This window comes from Pseudoxanthomonas sp. CCNWLW251 (genome assembly GCF_037402255.1).
In the GTDB taxonomy this organism is placed as follows: domain Bacteria; phylum Pseudomonadota; class Gammaproteobacteria; order Xanthomonadales; family Xanthomonadaceae; genus Pseudoxanthomonas_A.
The window spans coordinates 99,254-111,936 of sequence record NZ_JBBEGA010000006.1; the positions used below are offsets into that span (position 1 = coordinate 99,254).

Genomic DNA, 12,683 nt, shown 5'->3' on the forward strand with positions numbered 1-12,683 from the left:
ACGGAGCCCGTCATGGCTTTCAGTAGTGGTAATAGCAGCGGCCCGATGGCCGAGATCAACGTCACGCCCCTCGTGGACGTGATGTTGGTGCTCCTGATCATCTTCATCATCACGGCGCCTCTGATGTCGCACAAGGTGAAGATCGAACTGCCCGAAGCGAATCTGGTACAGGATCCGGCGGACAAGACCGCGCCGGCGACCCCGCCGATCACCATCTCCGTCAAGGAGAATGGCGATCTGTACTGGGGCGACGAGCCGGTGACCAAGGAGATCCTGGAATCCCGCCTGTCCAGCGTGGCCCAGCTGCAGCCGCAGCCGAAGCTCAACCTGCGCGGCGACAAGACGACGAAGATGGGCACCATCGCCGACGTCACCAAGATCGCGCAGGGTCAGGGCATGCTGGACATCGGCTACGTGGCCACGAAAGAGAAGGGGCAGTAAGCCATGGCATTCAGCAGTGGTGGAAGCAAGGGCCCCATGGCCGACATCAACGTCACGCCCCTCGTGGACGTGATGCTGGTGCTGTTGATCATCTTCATCGTGACCGCGCCGATCATGACGTACCCGATCGAAGTGGCCCTGCCGCAGCGCGTGATCAACCCGCCGCCGCAGGTGCGTGAGCCGCCGCCGCCGATCGATCTGCGCATCGAGGCCGATGGCACGGTCTACTGGAACAACAGCCCGGCGAACGTGGCCGACCTCCAGCAGAAGATGGAAGAGGAAGTACAGCGCGATCCGACCAATCAGCCGGAGCTGCGCATCGAAGCCAATTCGGAATCGCACTACGACGTGATGGCCAAGGTGTTGGCCGCCGCGAAGAACGCGCAGATGATGAAGATCGGTTTCGTACAGTAATCCTGACGCGACAGACCTTTGAACGCCGCCCACCCGGGCGGCGTTTTTCTTTGCGCCTGTACAGGCCGGGTCACCCCTCTTGTCTGAACCCCGGGACCGGCGTAGCGTCAGGACCACGGTCCCTGACAGAAGGAGGTGTGCCATGGCGTTCTCCGTTCCTGCAAGCCGTCGTGAACTGGCCGAAATCAACATCACCCCGCTCGTGGACGTGATGCTGGTACTGCTGGTGATCTTCATCGTCACCGCGCCGTTGCTTTCGCGGCCCATCGACACGATCCTGCCGCAGCCCGTACCGGGAGAAAGGACCGAGCCGCCGAACGACCTCGTCCTCAAGGTCGGTTTGGGGGGAACCTACACGCTGGACGACCGCCCGGTATCACTCGCCGAGCTGCGTCTCCGGCTCGAGGATGCCCTTGTCGCCGACCCCCGGACGATACTGCAGGTGGATGCTTCCGCTGGCGCCGACTACCAGCAACTGGTCAGCGCCCTGGCACAGGCCGAAGCGAGCGGCCTGGACCATATCGTGATGCGGAACTGATGCGCGCGTGATGGCGCCGGTCGGCGCTCAGCGAGCGGCGCCGGCGGGTGTTTGCAGGATGGCCAGGTAGGCCTCCACCGTGCGCTCGAGGCCGGCGTACAACGCTTCACCGATCAACGCATGACCGATGGAGACCTCCAGGACCCCGGGCACGGCGGTCAGGAAATCACCCAGATTGTCCTGGCTCAGATCGTGCCCGGCATTGACGCCCAGACCCAGGGCCTGCGCTTCGCGTGCGGTCCGGGCGCAGAGTGCCAGCGCGGTTGCAGCGTCGCCACGCGCGGCGGCCTCGGCGAAGGGACCGGTAAAGATCTCGACGCGGTCCGCGCCAACCCGCGCGGCTTCAGCCAGGCCCACGCAACCGGCGTCGACGAACAGGCTGACACGACAGCCCATGGCCTTCAGTTCGGCAACGAGCGGCTGCAGGCGATCCATGTCGCGACTGAAATCGAAGCCGTGGTCTGACGTGATCTGCCCGTCGGCATCCGGTACCAGCGTCGCCTGCGCCGGCCGCACGGCATCGCACAGGGCCAGGAACCCGGGATAGCCCTCGCGGAGCGGGGCGAAAGGATTGCCCTCCAGGTTCAGTTCAACGCCGCACTCGCGCGTCAGTGCCGACAGGGCATGCACGTCCGCCGTGCGGATGTGCCGCTGGTCCGGCCGCGGATGCACCGTGATCCCATGCGCGCCTGCGGACAGGCATGTGCGCGCGGCGCGCACCACATCCGGCTCCGTGCCTCCCCGTGAATTGCGCAGCACGGCGATCTTGTTGACGTTGACGCTGAGCGCGGTCACGAAGCGGGGGGCTCTGCGGGTGGCATCGCGTTGCGGCGCGCCTCGGCCACCTCGCGCAGGCGGCGCAGCTCGGTGGGATCGATCATCTGCGACGGATCCCGGCTGCTCTCACCGATGCGGCGTGCGTACCAGCCCATGATCCAGAGCAGGAACAGTACCAGCGACGCGAGCAGGGAAACCACCATCACCGCCGTGGAGGTCACGGAAAAGCCGACATACAGGGCGCCGACCGCCATCAACAGGAACAACCAGTGCATCGTCCACCCCCGGGTTGGTCGCGGCATATTACCGCCTCCGGCACGGCACAAAAACGGGCCTGCTTCACAGCAACGGCGACATCAGGCGGGCCAGCGCCTCGGGCAGCCGGTGCCGCCAGAGCGAACGGTCGCGCTGCAGCTTCACCGGTTCGCTGGCGGCGATTTCCGCTTCCAGCCACTGCGCCAGCGTGCCGGCGACGCCCCGGTCCCGGAACATCATCGAGATCTCGAAGTTGAGGCGGAAACTGCGGTGGTCGAAGTTGGCGCTGCCGATGATCGCCATGGCATCGTCGCAGAGCAATGCCTTGCTGTGCATCATCCGCGGGCCGTACTCGTAGACCTTCACGCCTGCGGCCAGCAGCTCGTCGAAGTAGGACCGCGCGGCGAGCGTCACCAGGCGCGAATCACTCACCTTCGGGACCACCAGCCTCACATCCAGCCCACCCAGTGCCGCCGACGTCAGCGCCATCCGCGCCGCTTCACCCGGCACGAAGTAGGGCGTCACCAGCCACACGCGCTGCTTCGCTTCGTGGATGGCGGCGACCTTCAAGCGGTGGATCGGCTCCCATGCGGAATCCGGTCCCGACACCAGCGCCTGCGTGGCGATGCCGCCGCGTACGTTCGCATCGCCCGCGCTCCACAACCGCGTGCCCTGGAAATCCTTGCGTTGCTGCCCGGTCGCGTAGACCCAGTCCTCCACGAACACCTGCTGGATGCTGCGCACGATCTCACCCTCCAGGCGCAGGTGCAGGTCGCGGTAGGCATCGTCGCGCAAGGATTCGTCTTCGTCGTCGGTGACGTTGATGCCGCCGGTGAAGGCGATGCGACCGTCCACCACCACGATCTTGCGGTGGGTGCGCAGGTTGAGCCATGGCCGGGTGAAGGGCCGGAAGCGGGTGGGGTGGAACCACGCGTACTCGCCACCGGCGTCCACCAGTGCCTGCAGTGCGCGCTTCTTCAGGCGGTTGGAGCCTACGGCGTCCAACAGCAGGCGGACTTTCACCCCCTGGCGCGCTTTCGCCGCCAATGCGTCGAGCACGCGCATGCCGGTGCGGTCGCCATTGAAGATGTAGTACTCCAGGTGGATGTGGTTGTCTGCGGCTTCAATGGCGTCGACGATGGCCTGGTAGGTGGCGCACCCATCGACCAGCTGCTGCACGGAGGTCGCGGTGGAGGGAGGAAGCCCGGTGATCTTCTGCGCCAGCATGGGCAGCTCGGCACTGTTGCCGTCGGTAGGCGCGAAGACCTCGTAGCTGTCGAGCCCTTCGCGCGAGCGCGTACGACGCAACTGGTGGCGCTTGATCCGTTGCGGCCCCAGCAGGAAGTAGATCAGGTAGCCCACGTAGGGCAGCAGTGCCAGCGACAGCAGCCAGCTCAGGGTGGCCACCGGTTCCCGCTTCTGCAGCACGATCCAGGCGCACAGCGGCACCAGGTACAAGAGCCACGCGGCCGTCACCCACAACTGCAGATGCGGCAGCGAGGTGAAAGACTCCCACAGGGCGTTCAGCACATCAGTCATCCAGCGATTCTATTCGGTGTCGCGCAGCCTGCGACGATCACGGTGCAAACTGTCCGCATGACGACACCCCCGCCCAGCGTGAAGGGACGTGGTTCCGCCCGATACCTGCCCGGTCGCTTCGCGGTGACCACGCCGGAAGCCGTCGACGACGGTTGGCATGATGCCGATGGCGAAGGCGACATCACGTCCGCGCCGAAGACCGAACTGCGCGAGGAGGTCGCGCGCAGTGTCCTGACCCGCAACCAGTCGCCGGACATCCCCTTCGACCAGTCGCTGAATCCCTACCGGGGGTGTGAGCACGGCTGCAGCTACTGCTTCGCACGCCCGTCGCACGCTTATCTCGACCTGTCGCCCGGACTGGATTTCGAAACCAGGATTTTCGCGAAGACCAATGCGCCGGAGGTGCTGAGGCGCGAGCTTGCGAAGCCCGGTTATCGGGTCCGCCCGATCTCGCTGGGCATCAACACCGACGCCTACCAGCCGGTTGAACGGAAGCTGCAACTGACACGTCGCATCATCGCGGTGCTGGCCGAAACCAGGCATCCGTTCTCGCTGATCACGAAGAACGCGCTGGTCGAGCGTGACCTGGATCTTCTCGTCCCGATGGCCCGCGAAAACCTGGTGCATGTGTACTTTTCCATCACCACGCTGGACAACGCGCTGTCCTCACGCCTCGAACCGCGCGCGTCCGCACCGCACAGCCGGCTGAAGGCCGTGAAGCGCCTCAGCGAAGCCGGCATTCCCGTTGGCGTGATGTTCGCGCCGGTGATCCCGTGGGTGAACGACCAGGCGCTGGAAGCCGTGCTGGACGCGGCGAGTGCACATGGCGCCACCGCCGCAGGCTATGTGTTGCTGCGCCTGCCGCATGAAGTCGCTCCCTTGTTTCGCGATTGGCTGCAGACGCATCTACCCGACCGCGCCGCGCATGTGATGAGCACGATCCAGCAACTGCGCGGCGGCAAGGACTACGACAGCCAGTTCGGGAAGAGATTGAGTGGCGAAGGCGTCTATGCCGATCTGTTGGCGCGCCGGTTCGCGCTGGCACTCAAACGGGCCGGTTTCAGGGAGCGCCGGCATCCGCCGCTCGATTGCAGCCGTTTCGTGCCGCCACGCACACCGTCGCCCCAGGGCGTACTGTTCTGACGGCATCGGCGAGCGCGCTGCGACGATCGGTCACGGGAAACCCCGGAGGCGCGCATGGACAATCCCGTGTGCCTTCCTCCGCATGCACGCCGATGATCACGTCCCTCTACCTCGCCGGTCCGGACATCTTCCGCCCCGACGCGGTTGCGCACGGCGAACGACTCAAGGCGTTGTGTGCACGCCATGGCTTCGAGGGCCTGTTTCCCCTGGACGCGCAGGTGGCTGGACACGCGACAGGCGATGCACGGGATACCGCGCGCCGGATCTACCGCGCCGACATCGGTCTGCTGGATGCCGCCGATGCGGTGCTCGCCAACCTCGATTTCTTCCGCGGTGCGGAACCGGACAGCGGCACGTGCTTCGAAGTCGGGTATGCCGTCGCCCGCGGCAAGCCGGTCTACGCCTATGTGCCCGACAGCGGCAGCCTTGCCGAACGCATCCGTCACCGTTGTCCCCAGTACCTGGCGGCTGATGCCGGCATGGACGTTCACGGCTGGCAACTGGAAGAGTTCGGCCTGCCGCTCAACCTGATGCTCGCAGTCCCCTGCGTGATGGTGGTGGGCGGTGTGGAGGCGGCATTGCAGCGGTTGCGCGGCGACATCGATGCACGGCGGGATGTCGCCTGAGCGACGTTGTCGCGCTTCAGCGTCCGCCGTACAGGCGTTCAGCGCGCTGGAACAGGATCCAGCTGGTCGCGATGTATTTGTCGCCGCCCACCGGACGGTTGCCGCGGTGCGTGTGGGTGAACGCCGTCGGCGCGATCAGCAGGCTGCCGGTGCGGGGCACGATCCTGCGCTGCTGGTGGAAGAATTCTGTCTCGCCCGCCTCGAAGCCGTCGTTGAGATAGAGCGTCCATAGCACGTGGCGGTGCAGCGGTTCGGCATCCGCGCCTTTCGGGAACAGCTCGCAGTGCCAGTACGGATAGCCACCCTCGCCGGCGGGATACCGCTGCAGGTTGATCCGGCCCGGCACGAACACCGCCATGATGAGCTTCATCAGCGCGTCGTCGTCCATGCCGGCGACGTCCTCGTAACCCAGGCGGCGCAGCTGCCCGTCGGCGCCCGGCTGCTGCAGCATCAAGGGCGCGATCAGGCTGAAGGGATAGGTACGCAGGTACTGCTTCAACCCGGCGAGCACGGCCAGGTTGAGGCGCTGTTCCACATCGCGCCAGTCGGCCTGCCCGCTGATGCTGATGTCGCGGCTGTGCTTGAGCTCCGGGTGGTGTCCGCCACCCACCTGCCCTGGCCGGTCCTGCCGGCTGGCATCGAAGCGCGCCACGATGGCGCGACAGGTCTCCACGTCCAGGGCGTCGTGATAGACCTCGATGAAGTCGGCAGGCTCTCTGTTCGGCGTCATGCCTGGATTCTAGCCGCCGGCCTGCGTATCGCGATCACGCCGCGGCCGTGTCGTGCGCGCGGTGGTAGCCGACGGCGGCTTCGACTTCCTTCCTCGATCCCAGGAACACCGGTACGCGCTGGTGCAGCTGTGTCGGGCGCAGCGACAGGATGTCCTCGCGCCCGGTGCTCGCCGCGCCGCCGGCCTGCTCCACCAGCATGCCCATCGGGTTGGCTTCGTACATCAGGCGCAGCTTGCCGGCCTTGCCCGGGTCCTTGCGGTCCCACGGGTAGATGAAGATGCCGCCGCGGGTCAGGATGCGGTGCACGTCCGCCACCATGCTGGCGATCCAGCGCATGTTGAAGTCCTTGCCGCGCGGGCCCTCCTTGCCGGCGAGCAGGTCGCTGACGTAACCCTGCATCGGCGCTTCCCAGTGGCGCTGGTTCGACATGTTGATGGCGAACTCCTTCGTCTCCTCCGGGATGCGCATGTCGCGCTGGGTCAGCACGAAGGCGCCCTGCTCGCGGTCCAGGGTGAACGCATGGGTGCCGTTGCCCGTGGTCAGCACCAGCATCGTGCTGGGGCCGTAGATGCAGTAGCCGGCGGCTACCTGGTCACGGCCGGGCTGGAGGAAGTGCTCGTCGCCCGGCGTGGTCACGCCATCCGGGCTGCGCAGCACCGAAAAGATGGTGCCGACCGAGACGTTGACGTCGATGTTGGAGCTGCCGTCCAGCGGATCGAACAGCAGCAGGAAGCCCCCGCGCGGGTAGGCGTCCGGGATCGGCTGGCTGTGGTCCATCTCTTCCGAGGCGCAAGCGGCCAGGTGGCCGCCCCAGGCGTTGGCTTCCAGCAGGATGTCGTTGCTCAGCACGTCCAGCTTCTTCTGCGCCTCGCCCTGCACGTTGCCGGTACCGGCATCGCCCAGCACGCCGCCCAGCGCACCCTTGCTGACCGCGATCGAGATGCTGGTGCAGGCACGGGCCACCACCGCGATCAGCTGGCGCAGGTCGGCGCTGATGCGTCCGGCGCGCTGCTCCTCGATCAGGTAACGGCTCAGCGAGACGGCGGACGGAACGGGAGCGGGCATGATGGGATCCACGGCGAACGGTGCGCGCATTGTCCGGGTTGATGGGACCAATGCAAGACCATTCGCTATGCTGACGGGTCTGGAGGAAGGAATGGACGAAGCAACCCCGGAGACCTGGCTGGCGCTGTCCTCGGCGCTGGGCCTGGGCCTGCTGATCGGCCTGGTGCGCGAACGCAGCCACGGTCGTCGCGCGCATGCCATCGCCGGCCTGCGCACGCATGCGCTGGTGGCGCTGGGCGCGGCGGTGGCGGCGTGGCTGGGCCTGCCCGTGTTGCTGGTCGGGTTGGGCGTCGTCGGGGTACTGGCGGCGATGGCCTACCACGCCACGCGCCAGGACGATCCCGGCCTGACGAGCGAAGTGACCCTGGTGCTGACCTTCCTGCTGGGCGCCATGGCGATGCGCGCACCGGCGCTGGCCACCGCGCTGGCGGTGGTGGTGGCCGTGCTGCTGTATGCCAAGCAGCCGCTGCATGAACTCACCCGCGACACCTTCAGCGAACGCGAGGTCTTCGACGGCCTGCTGCTGCTCGCTTCGGCGCTGGTCATCCTGCCGATCCTGCCGGACCGCCCGATCGGGCCTTTCGACGCCATCAACCTGGCCACCATCTGGAAACTCGTGGTACTGGTGATGGCGGTCAGTGCGCTGGGCCATGTCGTGCTGCGCGTGGTGGGCAATCGCTGGGGGTTGGCGGCGGCGGGGTTCTTTGCAGGCTATGTGTCGTCGACGGCGGCCACCATCGGGTTCGGACAGCGGGCGAAGGAAACACCGGCCCTGTTGCGCTCGGCTGTCGCGGCCGCGCTGCTGGCGAATCTGGCCTCGCTGACGTTGTGCGTGCCCATCCTGTGGGCGGTATCCCCAGCCCTGGTGCGCGACCTGCTGCTGGAACTCGGCGCGATCGGTGCCGTGCTGCTGGCGGGCGGCCTGCTGGGCCTGCGCGCGGGACGCGAGGAATCCGTGAAGCCCCCTACCTCCGAGAGCCGCATGTTCCGCTTCGGGCAGGCGCTCGGTTTCGCCTTGCTGGTAGGTGTGTTGACGTTCGTGGCGGCGGCGCTCGCGACGTGGATCGGACCACGGGGCGCGATGGCAGCCGCTGCGCTGTCGGCGGTCGCGGAACTGCATGCAGCCGTGGCAACGCTGGCCAACCAGTTTTCGCGCGGTGGACTGGAGGCTGCGGAAGCACGCTGGTGGATGCTCGCGTTGCTGGCGGCCAGCCTCATCGCCAAGTCGGTGATCGCCTGGGTCAGCGGCGGGACCGCCTACGGCATGCGGGTGTCCGCGGGTCTGCTGGTGGCGCTGGCCGCGGGCGCGGCGATGGTGGTGTTCTGAGCCTGGCTTTTCTGTAGGAGCGACGTGAGTCGCGACCGGGGCACCGAATCGCCGTGGAACACGACACCTTCGCGAGAAGGGATTGCCGATCCGTTCCGCGTCACTGAAAGATCCGGGTGATGGTGAGCGTGCGGTCGCGACTCACGTCGCTCCTGCAAACACCCTGCGGACTCAGATGATCCGCAGCGTGATCGCCTTCAGCACGGCGCGGGTGCGGTCGCGCGTGCCGAGCTTGTCGAGGATCGTGGAGACGTAGTTCTTCACCGTGCCTTCGGCCAGGAACAGCGTGCGCGCGATTTCCTTGTTCGAATAGCCGCCCGCCAGCAGCCGCAGGATCGCCACTTCGCGCTCACTGAACGTATCGCTGGGTGGCGCTTCGTCGCGGAAGCGGAAGCGCGCACGCACGGGATCTGTGCTCACCGGCTGCAGCAGCGTCTCGCCTGCGGCCACGCGCTGGATGGCGTCATGGAGGTCTTCGGGTGCGGCGTCCTTCAGCAGGAAGCCCTGCGCACCGGCCTGGGTGGCACGCAACAGCAGGTCGCTGTCGTCGAAGGTCGTCAGCAGCAGCACCGGGGTCCGGTCGCCACCCTCGCGCAGCTGCAGCAGGGCTTCGATGCCGTCGGTGCCGGGCATGCGGATGTCGCTCAGCACCACGTCCACCGGCTGGGCCTTGAGCTTGGCCAGCAGGTCGGCACCATCGTCGGCTTCGAAGACCACCTCGATCTGCTGCGCCTTCAACAAGGCGCGCAGGCCGGCGCGCACCAGGGCCTGGTCATCGGCCAGGGCGACCCGCACGGTCATGCGGGCAGCCTCACGTCCAGGCGCAGGCCACCGCGAGGCGCGGTGCCCAGGCGCAGATCGCCGCCCAGCGCCGCGACGCGCTCGCGGATGCCCGACAGTCCATTGCCTTCGCGCAAACCACCCCTGAGCTTGCCATCGTCCTCAATGCACAGGCGCATGTCAGCGTCCTCCCTGCTCAGCGAAACCATCAACGTCTCCGCGTTCGCGTGCCGTGCGGCGTTGGTCAGGCACTCCTGCACGATGCGCAGCAGCGACTCTGCCACGGCCGGATCGGTAATGCGGATGTCTTCCGCGATACGCAGATCCAGCGTGGGCCGTGGCAGCGGTGCGGCGAGGGCGCGGATCGCGGTCTGGAGGTCCAGCCCGCGCGAATCGCGCAGGGCCTGCACGACGTTGCGGATATCGTCCAGCAACTCGGTGGACAACTGTTGCGCGATGCGGACTTCATCGCGCACGGCGAACACGGGATCGCTGGCCAGTGCCCGCAGGTTGAGCTTCATCGCCGTGAGTTTGTGACCGGCCACGTCGTGCAGCTCGCGCGCCACGCGCAGCCGTTCGGCGTCACGAGCGCTGTCGGCCAGCAGCGCCCGTGTGGCCAGCAGGTCCGCATTCACCAGCGCCAACTGGTCGCGGGATTCCTCGGAGCGGCGGGCGTAGTGCACGCACAGGCCGGCGAGCGCCTGGAAGCCGATGTTGATCAACGTCATCGTCAGCGGCGCGCCGAATTCGTGGTGTACCATCAGCGTGTAGAACGCCATGTTCAACACCAGCGCGGCGCCGACGACCCCGCGCGGCGACAGCACGTTGACCGCGCATGCCACCCAGACCACCAGCAACACTTGCGCGGTGCCCACGCGCGGCGTCAACCATGCCAGCAGCAGCGCAAGGCCGGCCATCGTCACCAGGGCGATCCGCCGCTGCCGCTCCCAGGTGTCCGGTGCCAGCGCGAACAGGAGGAATCCCAGCGCGTACGCCACCAGTGCGGCGGCCGCGGCTGGCAGCACCTCCGGCGGCAGGAAGCGCAGGCCCAGCGACACGGCGGCGAGCGTGAACACGCCCGCCAGCGTCATGGGTTCGCGAAGTCGATTCAGGGTTGGCCACATGCGCGCATGCTGTCGTGCGCGTGGCGCCGAGGCAATGGGTCGGGCGAAAGTGGTGACTTCCGGCAGGTCAGCGACACGACGTTGTCAGAACACGTCACCCGGCACGCGCACCGTGCCTTCCATCAGCACCCGCGCGCTGCGGCTCATGATGGCCTTGGTGGCCGACCATTGGCCGTCCGTCTGCTTCAGCTCCGCCCCGACCCGCAGCGTGCCCGAAGGATGACCGAACACCACCACCTCGCGTGATCCGCCGCCCGCCGCGGCATTGACCACCGTTCCGGGGACGGCGGCGGCGGCGGCGATGGCGACCGACGCAGTGCCCATCATCGCGTGGTGCAGCTTGCCCATCGACATGGCGCGCGCGAGCAGATCGATGTCGGCCGCGCGCACCGGCTTGCCGCTCGAAGACAGGTAATCCTTCGGTGACGCGACAAAAGCGACCTTCGGCGTCAGCGGTCGCGCGGCGGCCTTCGCCACATCGTCCACCAGCCCCATGTGTACTGCGCCGTGGGCACGGATCGCTTCCAGTTTCGCCAGTGCGGCCTTGTCCTCGTTGATCGCGCCCTGCAGCTCGGTGCCGTCGTAGCCCAGCGCTGCGGCCTCGACGAACACCACCGGCACGCCCGCGTTGATCATCGTGGCCTTGAACATGCCCACGCCGGGGACATCAAGATCGTCGACGAGGTTGCCGGTGGGGAACATGGCGCCACCGCCCTCGCCTTCACCTTCGTCGGCCGGATCGATGAACTCCAGCTGCACTTCTGCCGCCGGGAATGTCACGCCATCCAGTTCGAAGTCGCCGGTTTCCTGCACCTCACCGCCGCTGACCTGTACGTGCGCGACGATGGTCTTCTGGATGTTGGCCTGCCAGATACGCACCGTGCACACGCCGTCGCGTGGCACGCGCGACGGATCGACCATGCCGTTCGCGATCGCGAACGGTCCGACCGCCGACGACAGGTTGCCGCAGTTGCCGCTCCAGTCGATGAAGGCTTCGTTGATCGGCACCTGTCCGTACAGATAGTCCACATCATGGTCCGGCTGGCTGCTCGGCGAGATGATCACCACCTTGCTGGTGCTCGACGTCGCCCCGCCCATGCCGTCGGTATGCTTGCCGTACGGATCGGGCGAACCGATCACGCGGCTCAGCAGGGCATCACGCGCGGGCCCCGGCACCTGTGCGCGTGCAGGCAGGTCTTCCAGGCGGAAGAACACGCCTTTCGACGTGCCGCCGCGCATGTAAGTGGCGGGGATGCGGATCTGGGGGGCCTGGGACATGGAAATCACCGATGACTTAGATGGTGGTACAGCTCAGAACAAGGAAGGTTGCGTTGCGGGTGGATCAAGCTCGGACAGCAATGGCCAGCGCCCGATAACCTCGTACCTATAGGGATCCCCGCTACCAATCACCAGGCACAAGGTGTCGATCGTCCAAGAGATCGCCGGAGCTAGCGGGACGCTGTCGAACGTGCGTGTAGCCCTGTAACTCAGGGTAATGTGCGGCGTTACGCCGGTCGCGATTTGGCTGAATCCTGCGTCGGCCAGCGAACGCTGAACGGACGCCAGTAGTTCTAGGAATGCTTTGGGCTTGCCGTAGGCACGCAATGTACAGTGCTGCTTCGCAGCCGCGAGATCCGGCCCCTCGATGCGATTGAACAGCAGCGTGCAGGCGCGTGCTGAGATACGGTCACCGACCCGCAGCAACGCATCGCGATCCCTCGTCGTCGGATCGAAAATTCGTTCCGAGAAGGACTGGTGCCAGTTTCCGGAGGGAAACAGGGTTGTTCCAAGCTCACGTATCAGTCCAATGGAGATGAAACGCTGCAGCACGTCCTCCGACCATGCGACCGGAGGCAGTGCTGCGAAAAAAATGCGTGGCTGAGAAGGTCTTATCACCTGATGACCGCGTATGACTGCTTGGTC

At 66.6% G+C, this 12,683-nt stretch carries 15 protein-coding genes; 6 read left to right on the plus strand and 9 right to left on the minus strand.

All coding sequences use genetic code 11. The features are described from left to right. Positions 1 to 12 precede the first annotated feature (12 nt). From WBN46_RS18365 to WBN46_RS18375, 3 genes are all read left to right on the plus strand, one after another. Positions 13 to 441, plus strand: coding sequence for a biopolymer transporter ExbD (locus WBN46_RS18365; protein ID WP_192203091.1), 429 nt, complete (start codon positions 13 to 15; stop codon positions 439 to 441). Between the two features lie 3 nt (positions 442 to 444). Further along, on the plus strand, positions 445 to 855 hold the full coding sequence (locus WBN46_RS18370) for a biopolymer transporter ExbD (RefSeq protein ID WP_192203093.1): 411 nt from the start codon (positions 445 to 447) through the stop codon (positions 853 to 855). A gap of 142 nt (positions 856 to 997) precedes the next feature. Continuing rightward, the gene (locus WBN46_RS18375; protein ID WP_337732835.1) at positions 998 to 1,393 is read left to right on the plus strand and encodes a biopolymer transporter ExbD; all 396 of its coding nucleotides are present in this window, start codon (positions 998 to 1,000) and stop codon (positions 1,391 to 1,393) included. Positions 1,394 to 1,420: 27 nt separating this feature from the next. Here WBN46_RS18375 and WBN46_RS18380 read toward each other — a convergent pair whose 3' ends face one another. From WBN46_RS18380 to cls, 3 genes are all read right to left on the minus strand, one after another. Further along, a complete protein-coding gene (locus WBN46_RS18380) occupies positions 1,421 to 2,188 on the minus strand; it encodes a pyridoxine 5'-phosphate synthase (RefSeq protein WP_337732836.1) in 768 nt (255 codons plus the stop codon). Further along, positions 2,185 to 2,445 (minus strand): hypothetical protein, encoded by a 261-nt coding sequence (locus WBN46_RS18385; protein WP_337732837.1) that lies wholly within the window; start codon positions 2,443 to 2,445, stop codon positions 2,185 to 2,187. Before WBN46_RS18385 ends, WBN46_RS18380 begins: the two co-directional genes overlap by 4 nt. Before the next feature lie 64 nt (positions 2,446 to 2,509). After that, the gene (gene cls, locus WBN46_RS18390) at positions 2,510 to 3,964 is read right to left on the minus strand and encodes a cardiolipin synthase (RefSeq protein WP_337732838.1); all 1,455 of its coding nucleotides are present in this window, start codon (positions 3,962 to 3,964) and stop codon (positions 2,510 to 2,512) included. 57 nt (positions 3,965 to 4,021) lie between these two features. Between cls and WBN46_RS18395 the strand changes: the two genes are divergently transcribed. Together WBN46_RS18395 and WBN46_RS18400 are read left to right on the plus strand one after the other, a co-directional pair. Then, positions 4,022 to 5,107 carry a PA0069 family radical SAM protein gene (locus WBN46_RS18395; RefSeq protein ID WP_337732839.1) on the plus strand — a complete coding sequence of 362 codons (1,086 nt, stop codon included), beginning with the start codon at positions 4,022 to 4,024 and terminating at the stop codon, positions 5,105 to 5,107. Positions 5,108 to 5,199: 92 nt separating this feature from the next. After that, complete coding sequence (locus tag WBN46_RS18400; RefSeq protein ID WP_337732840.1) at positions 5,200 to 5,733, plus strand: nucleoside 2-deoxyribosyltransferase; 534 nt, start codon at positions 5,200 to 5,202, stop codon at positions 5,731 to 5,733. A gap of 16 nt (positions 5,734 to 5,749) precedes the next feature. Here the strand turns inward: WBN46_RS18400 and WBN46_RS18405 are convergent, their stop codons facing one another. Further along, positions 5,750 to 6,463: a 2OG-Fe(II) oxygenase gene (locus WBN46_RS18405; RefSeq protein ID WP_337732841.1), complete on the minus strand. Its 714-nt coding sequence runs from the start codon at positions 6,461 to 6,463 to the stop codon at positions 5,750 to 5,752. A gap of 34 nt (positions 6,464 to 6,497) precedes the next feature. Continuing rightward, on the minus strand, positions 6,498 to 7,529 hold the full coding sequence (locus tag WBN46_RS18410; protein ID WP_337732842.1) for a class 1 fructose-bisphosphatase: 1,032 nt from the start codon (positions 7,527 to 7,529) through the stop codon (positions 6,498 to 6,500). Positions 7,530 to 7,620: 91 nt separating this feature from the next. On the opposite strand from WBN46_RS18410, the gene WBN46_RS18415 reads away from it, so the two are divergent. Next, a complete protein-coding gene (locus WBN46_RS18415) occupies positions 7,621 to 8,856 on the plus strand; it encodes a DUF4010 domain-containing protein (RefSeq protein WP_337732843.1) in 1,236 nt (411 codons plus the stop codon). A gap of 171 nt (positions 8,857 to 9,027) precedes the next feature. Here the strand turns inward: WBN46_RS18415 and WBN46_RS18420 are convergent, their stop codons facing one another. From WBN46_RS18420 to WBN46_RS18435, 4 genes are all read right to left on the minus strand, one after another. Next, positions 9,028 to 9,657 (minus strand): response regulator transcription factor, encoded by a 630-nt coding sequence (locus WBN46_RS18420; RefSeq protein WP_337732844.1) that lies wholly within the window; start codon positions 9,655 to 9,657, stop codon positions 9,028 to 9,030. Beyond that, entirely contained in the window at positions 9,654 to 10,760 is a 1,107-nt protein-coding gene (locus WBN46_RS18425; RefSeq protein WP_337732845.1) for a histidine kinase, read from the minus strand. Before WBN46_RS18425 ends, WBN46_RS18420 begins: the two co-directional genes overlap by 4 nt. An 84-nt stretch (positions 10,761 to 10,844) precedes the next feature. Next, positions 10,845 to 12,038 (minus strand): 2-methylaconitate cis-trans isomerase PrpF, encoded by a 1,194-nt coding sequence (prpF, locus tag WBN46_RS18430; protein ID WP_337732846.1) that lies wholly within the window; start codon positions 12,036 to 12,038, stop codon positions 10,845 to 10,847. A 33-nt stretch (positions 12,039 to 12,071) separates the two neighbouring features. Then, complete coding sequence (locus WBN46_RS18435) at positions 12,072 to 12,590, minus strand: hypothetical protein (protein WP_337732847.1); 519 nt, start codon at positions 12,588 to 12,590, stop codon at positions 12,072 to 12,074. Positions 12,591 to 12,683: the final 93 nt, after the last annotated feature.